Raw genomic sequence first — 21,024 nt, forward strand, 5'->3', positions numbered from 1 at the left:
GTTGACCGCATCATCGTGGCTGCTGGTGGCCTTCCCTGCCCTCGGCGCCCTTATTCTCCTGCTGGCCGGTAAACGGGCCAGGGGCTGGGGACACCTCCTCGGCAGTGCGACCGTCTCACTGTCCTTTGTGTACGGCCTGATCCTGTTCTTCACGGCCGACACGAAGAACGTCGCGGACGTCAAGCTGTTCTCGTGGATCCCGGTTTCGGCGCTGCAGGTCGACTTCGGGCTCCGGATCGACGCGCTTTCGCTGACGTTCGTGCTGCTGATCACCGGCGTCGGCATGCTGATCCACTTCTACTCGATCGGCTACATGGCCGAGGACCGCGACCGGTCGAGGTTCTTCGCCTACCTCAACCTCTTCGTCGCCTCGATGCTGATCCTGGTGCTGGGCAACAGCTTCGTGACGCTGTACCTCGGCTGGGAAGGCGTCGGTCTCGCGTCGTACCTGCTCATCGGCTGGTACCAGGACCGCCCGTCCGCGGCCACCGCGGCGAAGAAGGCGTTCCTGATGAACCGCGTCGGTGACGTCGGGCTCGCGCTGGCGATCTTCCTGATGTTCAAGTACGTCGGGAGCACCGGTTACGCCGAGGTCTTCGGCGCGATCGACAAGATCCCGGCCGGCGCGATCACCGCCATCGCGATCCTCCTGCTGCTGGGCGCCTGCGGTAAATCCGGTCAGTTCCCGCTGCAGGCCTGGCTTCCGGACGCGATGGAGGGCCCGACCCCGGTCTCGGCCCTGATCCACGCGGCGACGATGGTCACCGCCGGTGTCTACCTGGTGGCCCGCGCGCACGAGATCTTCAACGCCACCGCGGACGGCAGGCTGATCGTCACCCTCGTCGGTACGGTCACGCTCTTGATCGGGTGCATCATCGGTTGCGCCTACGACGACATCAAGAAGGTCCTGGCGTACTCCACGGTCAGCCAGATCGGGTACATGATGCTCGCCGTCGGCCTCGGGCCGATCGCCTACGCGCTCGGCATCATGCACCTGGTCGCGCACGGTTTCTTCAAGGCAGGGCTGTTCCTCGGGGCCGGTTCGGTCATGCACGCCATGAACGACGAGGTCGACATGCGGAAGTACGGCGGGCTGCGCAAGCACCTGCCGGTCACCTTCTGGACCTTCGCACTCGGCTACCTGGCGCTGATCGGCATCCCGCCGCTCTCGGGCTTCTTCACCAAGGACGCGATCATCGAGGCGGCGCTGAGCCAGGGCGGCTGGCGTGGCTGGGTGATGGGCGGCGCGGCACTGCTCGGCGCCGGGCTCACCGCGTTCTACATGACGCGCCTGATGGTGATGACCTTCTTCGGCAAGGAACGCTGGAAGGAGATCAAGAGCAGCGACGGCCGCGACTTCCACCCGCACGAGTCTCCCGCGGTGATGAAGTGGCCGATGATCATCCTGGCCGTCGGCTCGGTCGGCGCCGGTGCGTTCTTCGCCCTCGGCGACCGGTTCGCCGAATGGCTGGCCCCGGTGGTCGGCCCGCTCGAAGAGGGTGGCCACAGCGTCATCCCGCACGCGCTGGTCCCGATCCTCACCGTGGCGCTCTCCGTTCTCGGTGCGGTGGCCGCGTGGCTCTTCGTCGGTCGTAAGGACGTTCCGGTGGAACGGCCCGAGCGGGTCTCCGCCGTGGTCAAGGCCGCGCGCAACGACCTCTACGGCAACACCCTGAACGAGACGCTGGTCGCCCGTCCGGGCACCTGGCTCGCCCGCGCGCTGGTCTACGTGGACAACCGCGGCGTCGACGGCGCGGTCAACGGCCTCGCCGCCGCGCTCGGCGGCGGATCCGGGCGCCTGCGCCGCCTGCAGACCGGCTTCGTCCGCTCGTACGCACTGTCCATGCTGGGCGGCACATTCCTGCTTCTGGCGGCACTCCTGCTGGTGAGGTTCTCCTGATGACCTGGCTACTCGCAACCATCCTGCTGCCGCTGGCCGGCGCCGCGGTCGTCGCGGGGATGAAGAAGAACGACAGGTTGGCGACGCTCACGGCGCTCGCGGTGTCCATCCTGACGTTCCTGCTGGTGATCCCCCTGTGGGCGAGCTATTCGCCGACCGGGGACCGGATCCAGCAGAAGTCCTCGATGGACTGGATCCCCAACTTCGGCATCCACATCTCGTTCGGCATCGACGGCATCGCGCTGGTGATGATCGCGGTCATCGGGCTGCTGGTGCCGATCGTGGTCGGCGCGCTCGGCCTGACCGACAAGCTCCCGGCCGGGCGCTCGGCGGGCGGGTTCCTCTCGCTGATCCTGGTGCAGGAAGCGCTCACCATCGGCGTCTTCGCCGCGACCGACGTCTTCCTGTTCTACGTGCTGTTCGAGATCATGCTGATCCCGATGTACTTCCTCATCGGCGGCTACGGCGGCGCGAACCGGCAGTACGCGGCGGTGAAGTTCTTCCTCTACTCGTTCCTCGGCGGCCTGATCATGCTGGCCTCGGCGATCGGGGCGTACTCGATGGCGTCGGACGAACTCGGCAAGGGCACCTTCGACTGGGAAACCCTCGTCACCGTCGTCCGAGACGCCCCGACGAGCACCCAGATCTGGCTGTTCCTCGGGTTCTTCCTCGCCTTCGCGATCAAGGCCCCTTTGGTGCCGTTCCACACCTGGCTGCCGGACGCCGCTGGCCAAGCGCCCATCGGCGTCGCGGTGCTGCTGGTCGGTGTGCTGGACAAGGTCGGCACGTTCGGGTTCCTGCGCTACTGCCTCCCGATGTTCCCGGAGGCCAGCAAGGAACTCGCGCCGTGGGTGCTGGTGCTCGCCGTCGCGGGTGTCCTTTATGGATCCATCCTCGCCGCGGGGCAGCGCGACATGAAGCGCTTCATCGCTTATGTGTCGATCGCCCACTTCGGCTTCATCGCGCTGGGCATCTTCACCTTCAACGAGCAGGCGATGGTCGGCTCGGTGTCGTACATGCTCAACCACAGCCTCGCCACCGGCATGCTGATCGTGGTGGTCGGCCTCATCGTGATGCGTGGCGGATCCACCAGGATCTCCGACTACGGCGGCATGGCGAAGGTGACCCCGCTGCTCGGCGGGATGCTGCTCATCGCCGGTCTGTCCACTTTGTCCCTGCCCGGCACGAACTCGTTCATCAGTGAGTTCCTGGTGCTGCTGGGGTCCTTTGTGGACTACCCGGTGTACACGATCATCGCGACGGTCGGCATGGTGCTGGCCGCGGCGTACGTGCTCTGGCTCTACCAGCGCGTCATGCAGGGCCCCGTCCGCGGTGACGCCCTGATCGGCGCGGGTGGCGGCCCTGGCACCGCGATCGCGCCCGAACTCGGGGCGACCAAGGCCATCAAGGACCTCGGCGGCAAGGAGATCGCGATCCTGGCGCCGATGGTCGTGCTGATCATCGCGCTCGGCTTCTACCCCAAGCCGGTGCTCGACACGATCACCCCGTCGGTGCAGGCGACGATGTCGTCCGTACAGGGAGGCAAGTAACAGTGCTCTTCTTGACTCAGGCGCCACCGGTGCAGGTGCCGTCGATCGACTACTTCGCCGTCACGCCGATCCTGATCATCCTCGGGGCCGCGTGTGTCAGCGTGCTGTTCGAGGCCTTCCTGCCCAAGCACATGCGGTGGCCGTCGCAGGTCTTCCTGTCCCTGCTCGGGATCGGGGCGGCCGGTGTCTTCCTCGCCTGGTACGCCAGTTCGTCCGCCCCGAAGAACGGCATCACCACCTTCAGCGGCGCGATCGCCGTCGACCGGCCGTCGCTGTTCCTGTGGGGCACGCTGCTGGCGCTGGCGCTGGGCGCGGTACTGCTGATCGCCGACCGCTCGGTCGAACCGGGCGGCGCGTTCGTCGCGCAGGCGGGTATCCGCCCCGGCACCCTGCAGGACCGCGCGCAGGTCGGCACCACCGGGATGCAGACCGAGGTCTTCCCGCTGACGCTGTTCGCGCTCGGCGGCATGATGTCGTTCGTCGCGGCCAACGATCTGCTGACCATGTTCATCGCGCTCGAAGTGCTGAGCCTGCCGCTGTACCTGATGTGCGGTCTCGCGCGGCGGCGTCGCCTGCTCTCGCAGGAATCCGCGGTCAAGTACTTCCTGCTCGGCGCGTTCTCGTCGGCGTTCTTCCTCTACGGCCTCGCGCTGCTCTACGGCTACGCGAACTCCGTGAAGCTGTCGGACATCGCCAACGCCGCCGCCGGTTCGGACCGCTCGGACACGCTGCTGTTCGCCGGGCTCGGGCTGCTCGCGGTCGGTCTGCTGTTCAAGGGTTCGGTCGGTCCGTTCCACACCTGGACCCCGGACGTCTACCAGGGCGCGCCGACCCCGGTCACCGCGTTCATGGGTGCCTGCACCAAGGTCGCCGCGTTCGGCGGCATCCTGCGGGTGTTCTCGGTGGCGTTCGAATCGACCAGCTGGGAATGGCGCGGTGTGCTCTGGGGCGTCGCGATCATCTCGATGCTGATCGGCGCGGTGCTGGGTCTCACGCAGACCGACGTCAAGCGCATGATCGCCTACTCGTCCATCGCGCACGCCGGGTTCCTGCTCGTTGGCGCGATCGCGATGACCGAGGAAGGCCTGTCGAGCACGCTGTTCTACCTGCTGGCCTACGGTTTCACCACGCTCGCCGCGTTCGGTGTCGTCTCGCTGGTGCGGGACTCGAACGGCGAGGCGACGCACCTGTCCGCGTGGGCGGGCCTGGCGAAGCGGTCACCGGTGCTGGCGGGGGTGTTCACCTTCCTGCTGCTCGCACTGGCCGGTATCCCGCTGACCAGTGGGTTCGTCGGCAAGTTCGTGGTGTTCTCGGCGGCCCTGTCCGACGGGATGGCGCCGCTGGTCGTCGTCGCCCTGGTCTTCAGCGCCGTCGCCGCGTTCTTCTACCTGCGGGTGATCGTGCTGATGTACTTCTCCGAACCGGCACCCGACGGCCCGACCGTCACCGTGCCCGGCGCGTTCACCACCACCGCGATCACCATCGGCGTCATCGTCACGCTGGTGCTCGGCCTGATCCCGGCGTTCGCCCTCGACTGGGCGGGCTCCGGCGGTTTCGCCCTGAAGTAGTTTTTCTTTGCGCGTGAAGGCCCCCTTCCCTCGGCTCAGCCGAGGGAAGGGGGCCTTCACGCGCATCGGGTACTGAATTGCCGGGCCGCACCTGGCAAATTTTCGCCATGCCGAAGCCGAAACCCAGCCCCCAGGCACGGGCACTCGCCGAAGGACTTCGAGTCGCGCGGAAGATCAGCAGACTGGCCATGACCGAAGTGGCCGACAAACTGGACTGGTCGCAGTCGACGCTCAGCCGTCTCGAAACCGGAGTACGCGCGGCGTCCACCGAAGAGGTGTCGGCACTGCTCGCGGTCTATCAGATCACTGGCGAGCAAAGGGAAGTATTGATCGAGCTGGCTCGCGACGCCGATCGTCCCAGCTGGCTGGAAACTCGCGACGCCGAGGTGCCGTGTCAGGTGAAAACCCTTGCGCAGTACGAACTCGAAGCCACCAAGATCGTCGAATCCAGTACCGCGTTGCTTCCCGTGCTGCTGCAGACACCTTCGTATGCGAGGGCCGCGCTGTCCGCGGCCGACTTCTCCGCCGCGGCGCTCGAAGCACGAATGGACTTACGCCAGGACCGGCAGAAGGTGCTGGACCGGAAGAATCCGCCGAGGCTGGTCGCGTTCCTCGACGAGGGAACCCTGCGACGGCACGTCGGTGGCGAACGGATCATGGCCAACCAGCTTCGGTATCTCCTCGCGCTGGCGCAGCGGCCGACGGTCGAACTGCGCGTCTTCCCGTTCGACGTCGGCGGCCATCCCGGGATGTGCGGCGGTTACGCCCTGCTCGAGTTCGCGGACGGCCGTCCGCTGGTGCGGCTGGAACACCGGGGCGCCGGGGTGTTCCTGCACCAGCCCGAGGACGTCGAGCCTTACGAGCGGGCGACAGTGCGGTCGACCGCGGTGGCGCTGGATCCGGGGCGGTCGGTGAGTTTGATCGAGAGCCTGGTGCCGCTGGTCTAGTGGTCGAGGCTCGCCCGCAACGCGGCGACCTTCTGGGCCAGCAACGTGGGTTCACCGGGAAGGACGGTGATGTACCGGTTCGTGGACGAGCCGGTCACGTGCATGGCCACCCGCCCGGCGTCGATGTCCAGATACGTCAGCCCGTCGGTGGCTTCGACGCGTTTGCCGCCATCGGGCCGCTTGGCCGCGGCGAAAAAGCCGACACCGAAGTACGGCTGATCGAAGACCTCGTCCAGCTGCCGGGCATCACGGCTCCGTGACTCGGCTTCGTCGTCGTAGAGGCCGCTTCCCGCACCGGGCTTGAAATCGTCCTGGGGCAAGGAGAACGGCGCGAATCGCGCGGGTGGATACTCGGGCAGGTTCAGCACGAGCGCCGCCGCGCGGTCGTCGGTCCGCACACCCTTCAGCCAGACCCGGTTGCCCTGGCAGATCGCGGTCACCGCGGCACGCCCGCGCACGGCGACCAGGACGCTGTACTGCTCCGCTTCCGTCCGCACGGTCGCGTAGTACTCGGTGTTCGGCCGGTCGAGGATGTGCAGGACGTCCTCGAAGTCGCTCGTCAACCGCTTGCCTTCGGTGAAGCCCAGGCCACCGAGCTCCTCGAACGCCGCCCTGTCTTCGCCGTTTCGCGACGACGGCGGGATGTAGCGCAGGCCGCCCGCGAAGATCAGATGCGGATCTCCGCAGCCGGCGTGACGGAACGCGGTCAGCAAGGTGTCGAGTGTGATCTCGACCGGGCGCGCGAGCACCACGTTTCTCCCTCCCCTGAGACTGTGGCGCTACTGCTTCTTCTCGCCGATCACCGGCGGCATCGGCTTCTCGATGTAACCGCCGAAGGTCTCGTCCGGATCCGGGTTCTGGAGGTACGCCGGAGCCTTCTTCTCCTTGTCCTCCTCGCCCTTGCCGCGGGCCCCGCCGGGCGCCATCGGCATCCCGTTCGCCCCGCCACGACCGCCGGCTCCCGGCGCTCCCGCCGTGCTTCGGCCGCCCACGGGCTGACCAGGCGTCCCAGCGCCGCTACGACCGCCCGCACCGGGCTGCCCGGTGCCGCCCGGCGCGCCGGGGACACTGCCGCCCCGGTACCCGCCCGGCGATCCGGGCCCGCCGGCGGTCCGCCCGCCGGGTCCATAGGTGGACCCCGGCCCTCCGCCGGTACCCGGACCGAACGAGGGGTACCCGGGTGGGAAGGTGCCTGGCTGGTTGAAGGTGTTGATGGGCTTGCCGGTCGGCCCGAAGTCGACGTTCGCCGCGGGCGGTAGGACCGGGTTGACCTGAGGCGGCGTGTACGAGTTCGCGCGGGTTCCGTCGTCAGGTGCCGGAAGGTGCGTCACGGGCTGGACCGGCTGCGAACCACCCTGTCCGGGCTGCGGACCACTCACGGGACCGCCTGTTCCTGGACCGCCCGTGCCTGGCCCACCTGTGCCGGGACCGCCCGGACCCGGCGTGCCGGTGCCTGGTCCACCGGTCCCGCGGTACGGCTCGCCGGTCCCGGGGTCCCGCCCGTCGGAGCCGTCGCCGAAGCCCTTGACCGGCGGCCTGCCGGAGCTGCCGTCGTCCATCGTGATGGTGCCGCCGGGATCGGTGAGCTGCGCGTACTGGGCGGGCAGCACGTCACCGTTGGAGGTGCTGGCCGAGTGATAGGTCGCGAAGGTGTCGATGTTGTGCTGGCTGTCGGCCTGGTAACCCTTGACCTTGTCCCAGTAGCCACGGCCGCCGTCGCCACCCTGGCCGACAAGCATTCCCAGGACGTCCTCGGCCGTGGGCGCCGGCTGCTCCGGCGGGACCGGCTTGACCGAGTTCTTCGCCGAGCCGAAGGCCTCCATCTGCGCTGAGATGGCGCTCTGGGCGACCGCCAGATGCATCGCGTCGTCCATGGCCGCCTCGACGACGGGCCGCGTCGCGTCAGCGGCAGCGGTGCCCGACGCGCCTTGCCAGCCGGCCACGGACTTCTGGGCGAGCGCCGTGAGCTTTTGGGCGCGTTCGTGGTGCCGCTGAGTCAGGTTGTAGGCCGCAATCTGCGCCTCGGAGAGCGAACCGGTGCCCTCGCCCTTTGTGATCTGCTCGTAGATCTGGGAGGCGGTAAGTGGTCCTTCGGCGACCATCAGTTGCCACCCCCTCTGACCGTGGCGAGGACTCGGATCGCCGCCTCACGCGCGGCGTCGCAGGGGTCCTTGTGACCGATGTTGGCTTCGGACTGCTCAAGCACGATGTCGACGGTCTCGTTATCGCTGGTTCCCAGCGCAACGGAGCATTTACCTCGGCTGGCCCGCTCATCTTCCGTGCCGTAAGCGGTTACCGGATAACCATCGATCGCTTCAAGGGGTTCGAACAGCTTGTAAGTTGTGCCCTTGGCTTCATAGACACTCGTCATTCCGCGATCGGGAGTCTTGCTGAAGAGCACGGTGACCGTTGGACGAGTGGACGAGGGCGGTGCCCACAAGCACGAAGGCCCAGTTGACCCGTCCAGGCGTTCTCGTGTTTCCCCCTCTGACCCGAGGAGTTCCTTCACCTGAGTTCCGCTGAGGGCTTTGCAGGGTGTCGTCTTAATCTGGGCCAGGTTGATCGGATCGTCGACCTTGGGAACCCCAGGACCGGGAAGCTGCACGGTAGTGCTTGAAGGGCTGGGCCGGGCGTCGCCGCTGGTGGGGGTAGGGGTACCGTTCTCAGTCGGAGGCGAACAGGCGGAGAGAGCCAGCGTGATGACGCTGGCTAGAAGGATGGTGCGGCGCATCAGGCGATGCCCTTCGGCTGTTGGTTGATGACTGTAGTGGCGTGATCTTCTGCTCTGGCGTACTTACCGAGAGCGGTCACGTACTTACTGGCCATATTCTCGCAATAGCTGATTCGCTGCCGGAGGGCCTCTTCAAGTGCAGCCCCGGACTGCTGAGTCGTGCCTGCGTTGTTAGCGCTGGCGTACTCCAACCCCGGAGGCAGGGCCCTGGCGACCTTTCCTGCTTCAGCGAGGTCGACCTTGTACTCGAGCGCCAGCGCGCGCCACTCTTTCACCAGTTCGTGGAGAGTCGCCTCGTCGTACTTGAACCCCGCGCCTTCTGCGACCGGCGTCCCGTAGGAGCCGCCGACCGGTGGCGCTTTGCAGACCGAGCCCTGGTCGAAGCCGGGTTGGTAGACGGGTGTCCCCTCAGGCATGGCCATGCACCCCTGCCACCCCGAAACGATCCCCGTTGACTGGGCGAACCCGCCCCGAAGTCACCGTCGTCATATGCCCCTCCCGTGGCTACAAGGCGCTCCACCCCGATGCACCCTGCGTAATCCGACGCCGGGAAGATTACCAGGGTTCCCCGTCAGTCGAGCACGTCTGCATAAAGTTCCGTTCCCCACTGAATAGCGCTCGCGTCCCTGGTGACTATCAGTAAAAACCATTCGGGTGGTTGAGCGTCGATAGAAGGGCTTTCTGCTGGTGGATGCCACCGCGAGTTCGCATACTCCGCGTAATGAAGTTTCGAAGAGTGATTCTTGTTGCACTGCTCGCCGGGCTTTTGGCGGCTTGTACGGATTCCGTCGTAACGGCCCCGCCTCAGCAGCACTTTCCGAAATGGCAGCCGAAACAACCTCGACCCGCCGATCGTGACGAACGAGCCGTGGACGCCGCGCTGGCCGCACTCGATTTCTGCGAGCTGATCGACCTCGCCGCCTACGACCGCAGGAAGGCAGGCAACACCCGGCCCGTCGAGCGGAAGGCGGAGGTGAAGAACGGCAGGAAACAGTGCACGCTGTTCCGTGGGGGCTACGACATCATCGAGGTCCGTGATGTGGACCCGGGTCACACGGCGCTCCGAAACGACGGAGCCGTCGTCGACCTCGGCGGGGTGAAGGCGTACCAGATCGAAACCCATCGTGAAGGCGGGATCAGCGGTTGCGCGATCACGGTTCCGGCCAGCTTCCTGCGGGCCGTCAAGTTCGAGATCGGCAGCGCCAGTCGTGGCAAGGACTGCGAACTCCTCCGTGACTTCGCCGCCGCCGGTGCCGCCAAACTCCCCCGCGACCTCGTCTACCCACCGGACGGCCAGGACAGCGCCCGGATCGGGGCCTGCGCGAACTGGGTTTCGAACAGCACGGGCGAGAACTGCGATCCGGCCGTCGACGCGCAGGTGCCCACGGGTGCCGAACTGATCCTGGCCGCCGGTGCGGCCGATCCGAACGTCGAATGCGCGGTGTTCCGCGACGCGGTCAAGAAGGTCTTCGGGCCGGAGTTCGAGCCGATCGCGACGCCGGGATCCTGCTACTTCGTCGAGCCGCGGCATCGGATCCAGATCGAGGCCGGGGCCACCGCGAACGGCGGTGCGCCGGGGGAGTGGCTCGCGGATCCGCACAGGACCTTCAAGGACCACCATCAGGTCTCGTTCAGCGGAAATCCAGGAGTCACCCTTCGTAACAAGGACGAGAGCGAACTGCTCATCTATGTCTCGCCTTTCGGCGATCTCGACTCCCGTGGGCATGTCCGGCTGCTGATCGCGTCCGAGCGGGAGCGAGGGATTGACGAGTGGCCGCGGTCAAGGGCGATCCCGGTGGTGGAAGTCGCACGGGCACGCGCCGTGATGGAACTGGCGATGGCCACCCACTTTCGGGCGACCAGGTGAGGTCCGTGCCGTCGTAAGCTTCCTCCATGTACATCGAGCGGGTCCGGCTGGAGAACATCCGCGGGTTCAGCGGTGCCCGCGCCGTGGACCTGCGCCTTCCCGGCCCTGGCTGGGTGGTGCTCGCCGGCCGGAACGGTTCGGGCAAGACGTCGCTGCTGCGCGCCATCGCGGTCGCGGCGGCGCCGGACGTGGCGTGGGGGCTGCTGTCGGACGCCGCGAGCTGGATCTCGACGGGGTCGACGAACGGGTCCATCGAGCTGTCGGTGATGCGCGAGGAAGGGCCGGCGCCGGTCGAGGTCCGCTGGCTCGATTCCGGACTGCTGCCGATCTCCGGTCTCCCGCCTGGTCAGCCGTTCTGCGCGGCCTACGGCCCCTTCCGGCGGCTCGCGGGCGGCAGCGGCGAGGCCGAGTCGTGGATGCGTGGCGCCGGATCACTGGCGCGGATGGCGAGCCTGTTCCACGAAGACGCCTCGCTCGCCGAGGGGGTCACCTGGCTGATCAATCAACATCTCCGTGCCCTGGAAGGAAAAGCAGGCGCCCGCGAGCTGAAGGACGCGGCGCTGGAGATCCTCGGGGACGGTCTCCTGCCCGGCGGCTACCGGATCCGGGACGTCGATTCGGACGGGCTCTGGGTCGAATACCGGGGCGACCGGTTCCCGCTGCGCGAGATGAGCGACGGCTACCGCACGGTGACGGCGCTCGTGGTCGACCTGCTCAAGCAACTCGACAGCGCGGGCCTCGACCACGAGAGTCCCGGGGTCGTGATCATCGACGAGGTGGACGCGCATCTCCACGTGTCGTGGCAGAAACGCATGGGGCCGTGGTTCAAGGCGCACTTTCCGCGCATTCAGTTCATCGTGACCACGCACAGCCCCTATGTCTGCCAGGCCGCCGATCCCGGCGGGCTCATCCGGCTTTCCGGGCCCGACGAAGAAGTCCCGCCGCGGGTGGTCTCCGAGGAGCTGTACGAACGGGTCGTGTTCGGCACCGGCGACGACGCCGTGCTTTCCGACCTCTTCGGCCTGGACACGCCCTATTCGCCGCAGGCCGTCGAGCTTCGGGAACACCTCGCCGAGCTCGAGTTCCAGGTGGCTTCCGGGCGGGCGGACGCGAACGGCGTCCGGGAATGGGAACGTCTGCGGGGCATGCTGAGCAGCTCGCCACCGAGCCGGGTGGACGAGGTGTCCAGGCGGTTCGAGGCCGACGATCGGTGATCGGGATCCGCCGGATCGCGCTGCCGGGCAGGGTGGTGGCCGATCTCGAAGACCTGACAGCGCGGATTCCGCCGGGCGACAGCAAAGAAGCACGACGGTTGTGGCGGGTTTCCCGTGCCGTACGGCGTTCTTTGCGGGCCGGCTTGGACGTCATGGCCGCAGGCCGCGGCTACTGCATGTACTGCGGTGACGGTCTCGGGTCCACTGTGGACCATTTCGAGCCGATCGCGCGGAATCCGGGACGCGCGTTCGACTGGCTCAACCACCTGCTCGCTTGCGAGTACTGCAACAGCCACCACAAACGCGACCTGTTCCCGGTCGACGACGACGGCAACAGCCTGCTGATCGACCCGACCGCCGAAGACCCGCTGGAGCACCTGTTCCTGGTGCTGTCGATCGGGACTTACCGCGCACTGAGCGAAAAAGGCGAACAGACGATCAAGGTATGCGGGCTGAACCGGGCGCAATTGGCGCGCGGGCGGGAAACGGCGGTCAATCAGGTGGGCGCGCTCGTCATGGGCTGGTGGACCGCGCGTGCACTGGGCGACGAGGAAAAACGGCGCGCGATGGTCTGGACCCTGCTCGACCAGCCGCACGCCGACGTCCTCCACGCGATGCTCCGGCAGGCGGGGATGCCGGGGGCGCGCGCCGTTTTCCGGGCGGACGACGAACTCGTCGACCTGCTTCGCGCCCCCGAGCTCGCCGAGGATCTTCAGCTCTCCGGCGGCGCGGTGTAGGCGGCCAGGGTGGCGTCGGCCCGGGTGCGGGCGCTGTCCGCGTCGGTGCCGCCGGCGACATCCGCCTCGTACCAGGCCTCGCTGCTCAGGGTCATGAACAGCTTGCCCTCTTCGCTCACCATCCAGGCCATGGCCGCCTCGGGATCGTTGGCCTCACCGGATTCGAGGTGCAGCGCGAGCCCGTTCAGCATCATGTCCCAGCCGATGCCGACCGCGCCCGGGCCGAACTGGTTCCAGTGCTCGTTGGGGACCGCGGTGTGGTCGAGTTCGAACCGCGTGCGCCCGTCGGGTTCGGAGCTCAGCCGGACCTCGATCCAGCTGACGTCACCGCCGTACTCCCAGGTCGCGGCGAAACTCTTCGGGGGATCGCAGCGTTCGACGGTCCCGCCCGCGTTGCCTTCGAGCTGGTACTTGCCGCCGACCCGCAGCTCGCCGGTGACCGGCAGGAACCAGCGCGGGATGCGTTCGGGGTTGGTGCAGGCGTCCCAGAGGTCGTCCAGATCGGTGTCGTAGACCTGGCTGACGGTGACCGTGGACGCCTCACCCGCTTCGATCACCCGTTTGCCCACCTTGCGCTGGACGGAGTTGAGCTGGCTGGTCACGTCGACCATGGGAGTCCTCCTCGGCTCGGTTAGGGACAAAGTATCAGCCCACACTTATATAAGCCACTACAGAAAAGGGCGTCCGGGTCGACCCCGGACGCCCCTCTCCCGGCGTGATGGTTATGGCGTGGGGGAGCAGGCCGCGCGGCCGACGATCACTTCGCCGGTGATGTTCGAGGCCGGGGCGAATTTGATCCGCAGCATGGTCAGCCCGATGCTGCCGTCGCCGGGCAGGGCCTGCTCGTTGAAGATCGCCTCGGCGAGCAGGGTCCCGTTGGACTTGGTGATCGGCTTGACGTAGCCGACCGGCACCGGCGACGGCAGCGTGCCGAGACCGGTCGCGCCGCTGTAGGACCAGGTGGCGTTCGTGTTGTTCTGGGTCGCCGTGCAGCTGACCGAGTAGGACCGGATCTTGATCCGCGGCCCGCTCGACGAGACCAGCGCCGACAGTTCGAAGTTCTGTCCCGTGGCCTCCGACTTCGTCGTGGTCACGTCGTTCGCCGGGTCGACGACCGTGGTCGTGCAGGTCGTCGTGCCGCCACCGAAGGTGATCCCGGTCTTGGACACGACCCCGGACGAGTTGGCCGTCGGTCCCTCGACGGCGCAGTCGGCCAGCGACGAGATCGCGATCGGCGTCTGCCCGGCCTTGGTGAAGGCGGCGGAGCCGAGCGACGCGACGCCCGCGGGGTTGGACGCGGCGGCAGGGGTCACTCCGACACCGATACCCGCCAGCAGCAGTGCGCCGACGAGACCGGCCCGACTTGCGATGGTGATGCGCATCGCTTCCTCCTCACGTGTTGGAGAGCGAGCCCGGAGCGGCCGTTCTTCCCTTTTGTCATCACTATCTGCGTGTCGGATTCGCCCGTTGCGGGCGTGACGGTCGTTTCACTCGTCCGTGGATCATGGGCACCCATTGGATATTCAGGTGCGTATTCAGATACAGATCCGTATATTCGGCCGCATGCCGACCTACCGCGTCCTCGTCAACGGCAAGTTCGACCACCCCGACGCCGAGACCCGCGCCCGGCTCCTCGCCGAGTTGGACCGGCACCAGGCGATCGGGTTCACCGAGGACGGCCTGTTCACCTACAGCGCGCACCTCGGCGCCTTCACCTTCCGCATCACCTTGCGCGGCGAGGAGGAACGCGAGGTACTCGACGAAGCCGAGCTGAAGGTCATGGAGCTGCTGGACGCGAAGGGCTACCCGTATCGCGACGTCGCGGGCAAGGCGACCTGCATGGACGACATCAAGATCCGCCGCCGCTGACCTCGGGCGGTCAGGAGACCTCGGCGGGCGGGGCCGCGAAGGTGTTGCAGGCCGAAGTGTCCTTGGCTTTCAGGCCGCGCTTCTGCCACAACGCGGCGTTCTTCGCCGAGCCGTGGGTTTCGCTGTCCGCGCCTTCGTATCCGGCTTGTCCGAGCGGGGCGACCAGCCCGGCGGTGATCGAGCCGCGGCCGGCGGCGTTGGCGAGGAACAGTGCGCTGAAGCAGTCGGCCTGCAGTTCGAGCCGCCTGCTCAGGTCGAGGACCTTCGGCCGGTCGCCGTCCGCCTCGCGATAGAGCGTGTCGTGCTTCCGGAGGATGCCGGACTGCTCCTGGACGTGATGTCCGTACTCATGGGCGAGCAGGAAGAGCTGGCTCAGCAGTTCGGGACCGCCGTCTTCGAGCTGTCTCGGCAACGGGACGAAGATCGTCTTGTCGTCCGAGCAGTAGAAGCCCATGGCCTCCGAGGCGGGTGGCGGTGGGCCGCAGGCGGTGTTCGAGACGTCGTGAAGGTTCACCGCGACCGGGATCCGCGGCTCGCCGACCTGGGTCAGGACGGGATGCCACGCCCGCTCCAGACAAGGGATCAGAGCCAGGTAGAACGCCTCCAGCTGCTCCTTCGTGCCGCGGAGCTTGGGCAGTTCGCAGGTCACCTTCGGCATCACCACACCGGGAGCGACGAGCGGATTGGCCGCCGTCTCGAGTTTGCGGATCGGCACCTCCTGCCGTGAAGTGGACGGTGCGGACGGCGTCGGCGTGGACGATGCCGCGACCGTCGGCTGCCGGGTCTGGACCGCGCCGGCCTTCGAATCCTTCACGCCGCCGACCACCAGCACGGCCACGAGCAGCATCACCGCCATGAACGCGACGAACAGGATCACCGTGATCCAGACCGTCGAACGCTGCTCCTGGTGGTCTTCGGCGGGCGGTGCCCACGCCGGTCTTTCGCCGGAATCGTCCGGTGTCGTCATGTCTTATCCCCAGTTCGTGCCAAGAGCGGCAGGATACTCGGCGGGGGTGTCATCTTCGTCACCGTTTCCCCTGGACAGCACGTCAACAGGCCCGACGGGGTAGCCACTACGCTGGAAGCAATCCCGAACCGGTGTCAAAGAGAGCGGAGCCGACGTGTCTGTGTCTTCACCTGCCCCAGGTGGTGCCATCGAGGACCTGCGCGCGTCCGTGGGGCTCCAGATCGCCGACGAGCAGCTCCTGCGCACCCTCGCGACCGGTCTCGCCGAGGTCGAGACCCTGCTCCGCGAGGTCGTCCGCAGTGACGTCAAGGCTGTCGAGGACGCCGCTTCGCACCTGGTCGAAGCGGGGGGCAAACGTTTCCGTCCGCTGTTCACGCTGCTGGCCTCGCAGTTCGGGCCGAAGCAGGGCGACCAGGTGGTCATCGCCGCCGCGGCGGTCGAACTGGTGCACCTCGCGACGCTGTACCACGACGACGTGATGGACGAGGCGACGATGCGCCGCGGCGCGGAGAGCGTCAACGCCCGCTGGGACAACACCATCGCGATCCTGACCGGCGACTTCCTGTTCGCGCACGCCTCGCGGCTGGTCGCGGACCTCGGCACGGACGCCGCCCGGATCATCGCCGAGACCTTCGGCGAGCTGGTCACCGGTCAGATGCGCGAGACGGTCGGCCCGGCCGACGGCGACGACGCTGTCGAGCACTACCTCACGGTCATCGCGCAGAAGACCGGTTCGCTGATCGCCACCTCCGGCCGCTTCGGCGGGATGATGTCCGGCGCGGCCGACGAGCACATCGACGCGCTTCGCCGCTTCGGCGACATCATCGGGACGGCGTTCCAGATCTCCGACGACGTCATCGACATCGCGTCGCCTTCGGCCGAGCTCGGCAAGGCGCAGGGCACGGACCTGCGCGAAGGCGTCAGGACCCTTCCGATGCTGTACGCGCTGGCCGATCCGGCCACCGACCCGCGCCTGGTCGAGCTGCTGTCCGGCCCGATCTCCGACGACAAGCTCGTCGCCGAGGCCCTGGAACTGCTGCGGGCCTCGTCCGGACTCGAACGCGCACGCGAAACCCTTTCCGACTACGCTCGGCGGGCGCGTGCCGAGCTCGCTGCGCTGCCCGCGTCGCCCGCCCGGGACGCCTGCGAATCGGTCGCCGACTACCTCGTCGCGCGAACGCATTAACAAGGGGCAAGATAGATGTCCATTTTCGGACAGGTTTGGCTGTGGAGTCTGCTGGCGTTCGTCGTCGGGGCGCTGCTCACCTGGCTGGTACTGGTGCTTCCGGCACGCAAGCGCATCCGCGAGCTGGAAAGCTCGCTGGCCACCGCGCACGCCGAGACGTCACGGGTCCCGGCCGGGGTGAGCCTCGGCGCGGGGGCCGCCGCGGCCGCCGGCGGGACCGCGTACTTCACGAAGCCGTCGCACGACGAGCTGGACGAGGAGTTCGCGGCCGCCGAGGAGCCGAAGCCCGCTTATCCCGAGACTCTCACCGAACGCGAGCCCGCGCGGCCGTGGTCCGAACCGGTCGAGGAGAAGGCGCCGGAGCCTGTCGAGGACGTCCAGGAGGACCTCGTCGAGGAGAGGCAGCTCGTCGACGAGAGTCAGCTCGTCGAGGAGAGGCAGCCGGAGCCGACGCGGACTTTCGAGCCCGAAGACGAGTACGAGGCCGAGTACCGCACCGCGCCCGAAGCGGAGCCGGAGCCCGCCGAGCGGACACAGTTCATTCCGGCGACCCCGGCCGAGCCCGAACCCGAGCCGGAGAACCCGTACGCCGCCGCGGCGACCGAGTACCTCCAGCCCGCGTCGAAGCTGGACGTCGAGCCCCAGTTCGAACCGCAGCCCGAGCCGCAGCCGTCGCCGGGTGACGGGCCGTACCGGTCCCGCCTGGAGATGCAGCTGGACCCCGAGGGCACGGAGACGCAGCCCGAACCGGTCTCGCTGTTCAGCCCCGCGTCGCGCGTGGAAACGGAGCAGCCGCCGGTCGAGACCAACTGGTTCGAGCGGGAAGAAGAGCTGCAGGATCCGCCCGCGTACGCCTTCGGTTCCGACGAAGAAGCGAAGGCCGGTCTCCTCGACTCGGAGCCCGAGACGCCCGCCGAAGCCACTCAGGTGCTGCCCAAACGCACGCCGCGGGGCACGGTCCGCGGCGGTTTCGAGCCGCCGCAGCCGATCCAGCCGTCGATGCGGGCGATCGAACGCCGTGAGCCGGACCTGTCCGGCGGGCAGAGCGGCTCGCTCTTCGAGCCCGCCGTCCAGCCCGGCGACGCGATGCCCGCCCCGGAACCCCCGCCCGCGCGGCAGGTCGCGCCCGCGGTGGAGTCCGTTCCGCCGGGTCCGTTCGGTCCCGGTTCGGCGATGCCGCGGCCGGGCGGTGGCCGTCCGGCCGACGACTTCGGGGTCAAGGCCAGCGTGACGGCACTGCGGTACTGCACCGAGGACTCGCCTCAGTTCCCGAAGATGGTGGCCGAGGTCTGGTTCCGCACCGCCGCCGACGCCGAGCGGGTCGGCTTCCGTCCCCTCGCCTGAGCCCCTCACCTGACAAACGCCATGAAAGGTCCTTTCCTTGCAAAATTTGCAAGGAAAGGACCTTTCATGGCGTTCGGGACCGGAACCGGCGGCTAGCTGACCACGGTCCAGGTGTCCTTGCCGCGCAGCAGCCCCTGCAGATCCGGCTTCCGGGCCGCCTGGGCCTCCGCGACCTGCGCACGCGCCTGGTCGTCGTAGGTGGGCCGCTCGACCTGCCGCAGGATGCCGGTCGGCACGTGGTTCAGGTTCTGGTCGCCGATCCGCGACAGCGCGAACGCGTACGCGGTGTCCTCGATCGTCGGATCGTGCACGACGAGGTTCTCCTCGCCGATGTTCGCGACCTTCCCGACCTCGAGGCCGCCCCAGCCGCTGCGCGTGACGCCGAATTCGCTCTGCGGACCGAACCTGATCGGTTCGCCGGTCCGCAGCGGGATGAGCCGGGAGGCGGCTTCGTCCTTGTCCTTGAGGACCTCGAAAGCGCCGTCGTTGAAGATCGGGCAGTTCTGGTAGATCTCCACCAGCGCCGATCCCCGGTGCTTCGCGGCGGCCTCCAGCACCTCGGTGAGGCCCTTGCGGTCCGAGTCGAGCGCCCGGCCCACGAACGACGCCTCGGCGCCGATCGCCAGCGAGAGCGGGTTGAACGGGGTGTCGACCGAGCCCATCGGGGTGGACTTGGTGACCATGCCCGGCCCGGACGTCGGCGAGTACTGGCCCTTGGTGAGGCCGTAGATCCGGTTGTTGAACAGCAGGATCTTGATGTTCACGTTGCGCCGCAACGCGTGGATCAGGTGGTTGCCGCCGATGGACAGCGCGTCGCCGTCGCCGGTGACGACCCACACCGACAGATCCGGCCGGGCGGTCGCGAGCCCGGTCGCGATCGACGGCGCGCGGCCGTGGATCGAGTGCATGCCGTAGGTGTTCAGGTAGTACGGGAACCGGGACGAGCAGCCGATCCCCGAGATGAACACGATGTTCTCGCGTTTGAGGCCGAGTGTCGGCAGGAACGACTGCACGGCGTTGAGCACGACGTAGTCGCCGCAGCCGGGACACCAGCGGACCTCCTGGTCCGACTTGTAGTCCTTCGCCTTCTGCGGCTCGGTTTCGGTCGGCACGAGGTCCAGGCCGCCGAGGGTGGGAATCCCCAGATCAATCGCGGTCACTTCGCCGCCTCCATACTGGTGATGATCTCCGTGAACACGCCTTGCAGCTCCTCGGCCTTGAACGCCATCCCGGCGACCTTCGTGTACGACTTCACGTCCACGAGGTACTTCGCCCTCAAGAGCATCGACAGCTGGCCGAGATTCATTTCAGGGACGACCACGGTGTCGTACGAACGGAGCACGTCCCCGAGATTGCCCGGGAACGGGTTGAGGTGCCGCAGATGCGCCTGCGCGATCGGCATGCCCTCCTTGCGGACCCGGCGGCACGCGGCGCCGATCGGCCCGTAGGAAGAGCCCCAGCCGAGCGCGAGGACCCTGGCCTTACCGCCGCTCGGATCGTCGACGACGAGGTCCGGGACGTCGATGCCGTCGATCTTGGCCTGCCGCAGCCGGACCATCTTGTCGTGGTTGTCGGGGTCGTAGGAGATGTGCCCGGTCTTGTCGGCCTTCTCCAGCCCGCCGATGCGGTGCTGCAGCCCGGCGGCGCCCGGCACGGCCCAGGCGCGGGCGAGGGTCTCGGGATCGCGGACATACGGCCAGAATTCCCCGGAGCCGTCTTCGGCATTCGGCTCGGTGGCGAATTCCACCCGCAGATCCGGCAGGTTCTCGACGTCCGGGATCAGCCACGGCTCCGAGCCGTTCGCGATCGCGCCGTCCGACAGCAGGAAGACCGGGGTGCGGTACTTCAGTGCGATCCGGGTGGCCTCCAGCGCCGCGTCGAAGCAGTCCGCGGGGGACAGCGGCGCGACGATCGGGACCGGGGATTCGCCGTTGCGGCCGAACATCGCCTGCAGCAGGTCGGCCTGCTCGGTCTTGGTCGGCAGCCCGGTGGACGGGCCGCCGCGCTGGACGTCGATCACGACCAGCGGAAGTTCCGTCATCACCGCGAGCCCGATGGCTTCGGACTTCAGCGCGACACCGGGACCGGAGGTCGAGGTGACGCCCAGCGCTCCGCCGTAGGAGGCGCCGAGCGCGGCGCCGATGCCGGCGATCTCGTCCTCGGCCTGGAAGGTGAGGATGCCGTAGTTCTTGTGCTTGGACAGCTCGTGGAGGATGTCCGACGCCGGGGTGATCGGGTACGTGCCGAGCAGGATCTGCAGCCCGGACTGCTGCCCGGCGGCGACCAGCCCGTACGCCAGCGCGGTGTTGCCGGTGATCTGGCGGTACGTGCCCTGGTTCAGCTTCGCGGGCGCGACCTCGTATGTGGTCGCGAAGGATTCCGTGGTCTCGCCGTAGTTCCAGCCCGCCCGGAAGGCGAGGATGTTGGCTTCGGCGATGTCGGACTTCTTCGCGAACTTCTCGCGCAGGAACCGTTCGGTGCCCTCGGTCGGCCGGTGGTACATCCAGGAGAGCAGCCCGAGCGCGAACATGTTCTTCGCGCGTTCGGCGTCCTTTTTGGACAGTCCGGTTTCTTCGAGCGCGCCTCTGGTCAACGTCGACATCGCGACCCGGTGGACTTGATAGGCCGAAAGGGTGTCGTCGTCGAGAGGATCGTTCTCGAAGCCGACCTTGACCAGATTCCGCTTCGTGAACTCGTCGGTGTTGAGGATGATGGTCCCACCGTGCGGGACGTCGGCGAGGTTCGCCTTGAGCGCGGCGGGGTTCATCGCGACCAGGACGTCCGGCCGGTCGCCCGGGGTCAGGATGTCGTAGTCGGCGAAGTGCACCTGAAAGCTCGAGACGCCGGGAATGGTGCCCTGTGGCGCGCGGATCTCCGCGGGGAAGTTCGGCATGGTCGACAGGTCGTTGCCGAAGGCGGCCGCCTCCGAGGTGAACCTGTCGCCTGTCAGCTGCATGCCGTCACCGGAGTCACCCGCGAACCGGATGACCACCCGATCCAGCTTGGCGACCTCGGTCGGCCGTACGGCCGACAAGGAGCCGTTGCCGTTCGCACTCGTGCTCATAGGTCAGGGATTCCCTCTCTCCCGACGTGCGTCGTCCCCGGCCAAGCCGGAGATCGGCGTGCCTCGCCCGGCGATGTCGG

General features: G+C 67.7%; 19 protein-coding genes. 10 read left to right on the forward strand and 9 right to left on the reverse strand.

Features of this window, described 5'->3' with window-relative positions:
- The first annotated feature begins 1 nt into the window (after window position 1).
- The 4 genes from nuoL (at window position 2) to ACZ5ZX_RS04990 (ending at window position 5,965) form a co-directional block, all read left to right on the forward strand.
- Window positions 2-1,900, forward strand: coding sequence for an NADH-quinone oxidoreductase subunit L (nuoL, locus tag ACZ5ZX_RS04975; RefSeq protein ID WP_465500704.1), 1,899 nt, complete (start codon window positions 2-4; stop codon window positions 1,898-1,900).
- Window positions 1,900-3,450: an NADH-quinone oxidoreductase subunit M gene (locus tag ACZ5ZX_RS04980; RefSeq protein ID WP_465500705.1), complete on the forward strand. Its 1,551-nt coding sequence runs from the start codon at window positions 1,900-1,902 to the stop codon at window positions 3,448-3,450. Before nuoL ends, ACZ5ZX_RS04980 begins: the two co-directional genes overlap by 1 nt.
- A 2-nt stretch (window positions 3,451-3,452) precedes the next feature.
- Window positions 3,453-5,018, forward strand: coding sequence for an NADH-quinone oxidoreductase subunit NuoN (gene nuoN / locus ACZ5ZX_RS04985; protein ID WP_465500706.1), 1,566 nt, complete (start codon window positions 3,453-3,455; stop codon window positions 5,016-5,018).
- A 188-nt stretch (window positions 5,019-5,206) separates the two neighbouring features.
- Complete coding sequence (locus ACZ5ZX_RS04990) at window positions 5,207-5,965, forward strand: Scr1 family TA system antitoxin-like transcriptional regulator (RefSeq protein WP_465501045.1); 759 nt, start codon at window positions 5,207-5,209, stop codon at window positions 5,963-5,965.
- On the opposite strand, the gene ACZ5ZX_RS04995 is transcribed toward ACZ5ZX_RS04990, so the two are convergent.
- Genes ACZ5ZX_RS04995 through ACZ5ZX_RS05010 form a run of 4 tightly spaced genes read right to left on the reverse strand, consistent with a single transcriptional unit; the run spans window position 5,962 to window position 9,118 of the window.
- Window positions 5,962-6,717 (reverse strand): ESX secretion-associated protein EspG, encoded by a 756-nt coding sequence (locus ACZ5ZX_RS04995; RefSeq protein ID WP_465500707.1) that lies wholly within the window; start codon window positions 6,715-6,717, stop codon window positions 5,962-5,964. The two genes, ACZ5ZX_RS04990 and ACZ5ZX_RS04995, sit on opposite strands and share 4 nt — an antisense overlap.
- Window positions 6,718-6,744: 27 nt before the next feature.
- Window positions 6,745-8,067, reverse strand: a complete 1,323-nt coding sequence (locus ACZ5ZX_RS05000) for a PPE domain-containing protein (RefSeq protein WP_465500708.1) — start codon at window positions 8,065-8,067, stop codon at window positions 6,745-6,747.
- A complete protein-coding gene (locus tag ACZ5ZX_RS05005; protein ID WP_465500709.1) occupies window positions 8,067-8,696 on the reverse strand; it encodes a DUF3558 domain-containing protein in 630 nt (209 codons plus the stop codon). Before ACZ5ZX_RS05005 ends, ACZ5ZX_RS05000 begins: the two co-directional genes overlap by 1 nt.
- Window positions 8,696-9,118, reverse strand: a complete 423-nt coding sequence (locus ACZ5ZX_RS05010) for a hypothetical protein (protein WP_465500710.1) — start codon at window positions 9,116-9,118, stop codon at window positions 8,696-8,698. Before ACZ5ZX_RS05010 ends, ACZ5ZX_RS05005 begins: the two co-directional genes overlap by 1 nt.
- 446 nt (window positions 9,119-9,564) lie before the next feature.
- Between ACZ5ZX_RS05010 and ACZ5ZX_RS05015 the strand changes: the two genes are divergently transcribed.
- Genes ACZ5ZX_RS05015 through ACZ5ZX_RS05025 form a run of 3 tightly spaced genes read left to right on the forward strand, consistent with a single transcriptional unit; the run spans window position 9,565 to window position 12,514 of the window.
- A complete protein-coding gene (locus ACZ5ZX_RS05015) occupies window positions 9,565-10,563 on the forward strand; it encodes a hypothetical protein (RefSeq protein ID WP_465500711.1) in 999 nt (332 codons plus the stop codon).
- A gap of 26 nt (window positions 10,564-10,589) precedes the next feature.
- A complete protein-coding gene (locus tag ACZ5ZX_RS05020; protein ID WP_465500712.1) occupies window positions 10,590-11,777 on the forward strand; it encodes an AAA family ATPase in 1,188 nt (395 codons plus the stop codon).
- A complete protein-coding gene (locus ACZ5ZX_RS05025) occupies window positions 11,774-12,514 on the forward strand; it encodes an HNH endonuclease (RefSeq protein ID WP_465500713.1) in 741 nt (246 codons plus the stop codon). The genes ACZ5ZX_RS05020 and ACZ5ZX_RS05025 overlap by 4 nt, the downstream gene beginning before the upstream one ends.
- Here the strand turns inward: ACZ5ZX_RS05025 and ACZ5ZX_RS05030 are convergent.
- Both ACZ5ZX_RS05030 and ACZ5ZX_RS05035 read right to left on the reverse strand, forming a co-directional pair.
- Window positions 12,490-13,125, reverse strand: coding sequence for an SRPBCC family protein (locus ACZ5ZX_RS05030; protein ID WP_465500714.1), 636 nt, complete (start codon window positions 13,123-13,125; stop codon window positions 12,490-12,492). The two genes, ACZ5ZX_RS05025 and ACZ5ZX_RS05030, sit on opposite strands and share 25 nt — an antisense overlap.
- 111 nt (window positions 13,126-13,236) lie before the next feature.
- A complete protein-coding gene (locus ACZ5ZX_RS05035) occupies window positions 13,237-13,896 on the reverse strand; it encodes a hypothetical protein (RefSeq protein ID WP_465500715.1) in 660 nt (219 codons plus the stop codon).
- Window positions 13,897-14,077: 181 nt separating this feature from the next.
- On the opposite strand from ACZ5ZX_RS05035, the gene ACZ5ZX_RS05040 reads away from it, so the two are divergent.
- Entirely contained in the window at window positions 14,078-14,383 is a 306-nt protein-coding gene (locus ACZ5ZX_RS05040; RefSeq protein WP_465500716.1) for a DUF6204 family protein, read from the forward strand.
- A gap of 10 nt (window positions 14,384-14,393) precedes the next feature.
- On the opposite strand, the gene ACZ5ZX_RS05045 is transcribed toward ACZ5ZX_RS05040, so the two are convergent.
- Window positions 14,394-15,350 (reverse strand): neutral zinc metallopeptidase, encoded by a 957-nt coding sequence (locus ACZ5ZX_RS05045; protein WP_465500717.1) that lies wholly within the window; start codon window positions 15,348-15,350, stop codon window positions 14,394-14,396.
- A gap of 160 nt (window positions 15,351-15,510) precedes the next feature.
- On the opposite strand from ACZ5ZX_RS05045, the gene ACZ5ZX_RS05050 reads away from it, so the two are divergent.
- Together ACZ5ZX_RS05050 and ACZ5ZX_RS05055 are read left to right on the forward strand one after the other, a co-directional pair.
- Window positions 15,511-16,536 (forward strand): polyprenyl synthetase family protein, encoded by a 1,026-nt coding sequence (locus ACZ5ZX_RS05050; RefSeq protein WP_465501046.1) that lies wholly within the window; start codon window positions 15,511-15,513, stop codon window positions 16,534-16,536.
- A 15-nt stretch (window positions 16,537-16,551) separates the two neighbouring features.
- Window positions 16,552-17,880: a sunset domain-containing protein gene (locus tag ACZ5ZX_RS05055; protein WP_465500718.1), complete on the forward strand. Its 1,329-nt coding sequence runs from the start codon at window positions 16,552-16,554 to the stop codon at window positions 17,878-17,880.
- A 92-nt stretch (window positions 17,881-17,972) separates the two neighbouring features.
- Here ACZ5ZX_RS05055 and ACZ5ZX_RS05060 read toward each other — a convergent pair whose 3' ends face one another.
- Together ACZ5ZX_RS05060 and ACZ5ZX_RS05065 are read right to left on the reverse strand one after the other, a co-directional pair.
- Window positions 17,973-19,040 (reverse strand): 2-oxoacid:ferredoxin oxidoreductase subunit beta, encoded by a 1,068-nt coding sequence (locus tag ACZ5ZX_RS05060; protein ID WP_061980043.1) that lies wholly within the window; start codon window positions 19,038-19,040, stop codon window positions 17,973-17,975.
- Entirely contained in the window at window positions 19,037-20,944 is a 1,908-nt protein-coding gene (locus ACZ5ZX_RS05065; RefSeq protein WP_465500719.1) for a 2-oxoacid:acceptor oxidoreductase subunit alpha, read from the reverse strand. The genes ACZ5ZX_RS05060 and ACZ5ZX_RS05065 overlap by 4 nt, the downstream gene beginning before the upstream one ends.
- Between the last annotated feature and the right edge of the window lie 80 nt (window positions 20,945-21,024).

It is taken from the genome of Amycolatopsis sp. NPDC033938, assembly GCF_055575975.1.